Origin of the sequence: Novipirellula sp., assembly GCF_041583735.1 — a bacterium.
Taxonomy (GTDB): domain Bacteria; phylum Planctomycetota; class Planctomycetia; order Pirellulales; family Pirellulaceae; genus Novipirellula.
In genome coordinates, this window is record NZ_JBFHFD010000982.1 from 1 (window position 1) to 2,099 (window position 2,099).

The 2,099-nt window shown below is 56.7% G+C and carries 3 protein-coding genes; all 3 read right to left on the reverse strand.

The window, feature by feature from the left end; translation table 11 throughout:
• The coding region (locus ABX962_RS35275; protein WP_372726335.1) for a transposase at positions 1-1,331 on the reverse strand (1,331 nt) is incomplete at its 3' end.
• 112 nt (positions 1,332-1,443) lie between these two features.
• On the reverse strand, positions 1,444-1,794 hold the full coding sequence (gene tnpB / locus ABX962_RS35280) for an IS66 family insertion sequence element accessory protein TnpB (protein ID WP_372726336.1): 351 nt from the start codon (positions 1,792-1,794) through the stop codon (positions 1,444-1,446).
• A partial coding sequence (locus tag ABX962_RS35285; RefSeq protein WP_372726337.1) for a hypothetical protein occupies positions 1,791-2,099 on the reverse strand: 309 nt, incomplete at its 5' end. The genes ABX962_RS35285 and tnpB, both read right to left, overlap by 4 nt.

Consider the following 2,099-nt stretch of genomic DNA (forward strand, 5'->3'; position numbering starts at 1 on the left):
ACATGACGCGATAAGCTTTGACGTCGCGCAAGACGCGCTGCATCGTCAAGCTCCTTGATCTGGTCTTCTACGTCGTAAAGCATCCGAATCAGCGACTCCAACTTCGCCACTTGCAGAGGGAACGCACCGCGACACTCATCGATCTTGCGACGCGCATGCGCCCAGCATGCCGCGAACGTGATTCGCGAGTCACTTCGTAGATCGATCTTTTGAAAACCCGACCAGCAGTCTCCTAGGACGTTGCCTTTAAAATCACTCAGTACATCATCCGGTCCATCGCGGTGACGACTCACCGTAAAATCGAACACCACCACCGGAAGACGTGAGGCGTAGTAGCCCCACATGTTTGCGTTGATGCTTGGCTTGCCGGACTCGATCGCATTTCCAAGCACTTCGCCGATCCGCTTGCCGCGGGGATGTTCCGATAGGTCAGGCATGGCCTTCGGTGTGATCAACAACACACCGGTGTCGTCGCAGCCGACCGTTCGATCGTGCTTCAAAACGCTTCGCAAGTAATCAGCAAGCGGACGCAGCGCGAACTCGACGGCCGTTTCGATGTTCCCCAATGTGCTGCGACTGGGCGTCCAGCCACTGCCGGCGAACAGATCTTGCTGACGATAAAACGGCAGGTGATAGAAGTATTTCCAGGCCACAACTTCGACTCCAATCGATGCGTCAAAGCGATCGCCTTCGACCAGACCGGTGGGACGCTCGGGAGTGACGATTCCTTGTGATTTGTCGGTCGGGTGAGCGTACTTGGCATACTTGGTCACCCGGACTTTCAGTTCACCGGCGGTGCTTTCGAGCGTCTCGACTTCGTCATAGCCGATCAGGATGAGGCCTTTGCGTTGGGCTTCGGGCAGGTCGACGATCTTTTCGTATCGCGGCAAGTGTTCGGGGAACTTGCGGTCGCTTGGTTCCGGACGTTTCTTTCTGCGTTTCTTGTTTGCCTCTTCGGCGTCATCGACAATCTGTTTGGCCTCGCGAATGGCTTCTTCCAGCGCGCTGACCACCTCGGGCGTGGGCTCTTCTCCGAGATCCAAAAACAACTGGCCTTCGCCATCGACGCGTCGTTCACTCTTGCGCCCGTAGAGTTGTTTGAGCAGTTTTTCGATCTTCAGGTTTAGCTCGATGACCTTCTCGTCGAGCTTGTCGTGATCGGCTTTGAGTTCCAGGACGCTATGAGCTTGCTCCTCGATCAGCTTGTCTTTGAGCGATAGCTCGGTGGCCTGCTTGCCAATGATCTGTTGATGTTCGCCGACCTGCGATTGCAGCTCTGCAATCAGCTGATGGCAAGCGTCGATGTCGTTAGGAAGAGGCTTCGAATTCATGATGGCGACATTATAAATTTCACTCCAAATCGCGCAAAGCAAGGCGCGAAAAAACCGGCTCCGCGAAACAAATTTCGTGGAGCCGGTTCGTTTCGAGTCGATTGGCGATGGGCTAAGCTGCCATTCGTTTGCGTCGGGTCTTGGCCGCTTTCAGTGACACTCCGGCGACCCACATGGCCAGTTCGACGTTATCGATCACGATGTGCGAGCTGCCGTCCTCTGCCTTTGGTATTTCGACGGTGCCTTGTTCGAGCCTTCGATACCAGAGCGTCAGTCCGCCGGTTTCCCACCACAGGGCTTTGATGCGATCGCGTCTGCGATTGACGAACAGGAACAACGAACCATCGGTCACGCTGTGATTCATCGCAGTGGTGACGATGCCGGTCAGTCCGTCGAAGCCTTTGCGAAAATCGACCGGTTCGGTGCAAAGATAAATCGGCACACCGGAGGGCAACCCGATCATGGCCGGGCCTCCGGCTGTTGGCTTGGTTGCCGATCCGTCGGGACCTCCACGCGGATTCGAATGCCGCCGGGAAGTTCGATGGTGGTGCAGGCAGTCGCCGGGCCGACGACCCGATCAGGCTCGCCAGCCTGATCGCCGGGCAGGCCAGGTAGGCGAAGCGGAACGAATTGGACGTTCGGCTCGCCTGACTCTGGCTCGAGGAGTGCTGGCGACTGGCGCAGCTTTTTCTTCCATTGATAGAAGGACGGCTGCGAGACGCCTTCATTTCGACAGAACTGGGCGACGGTCATTCGCGAGCGATCAAA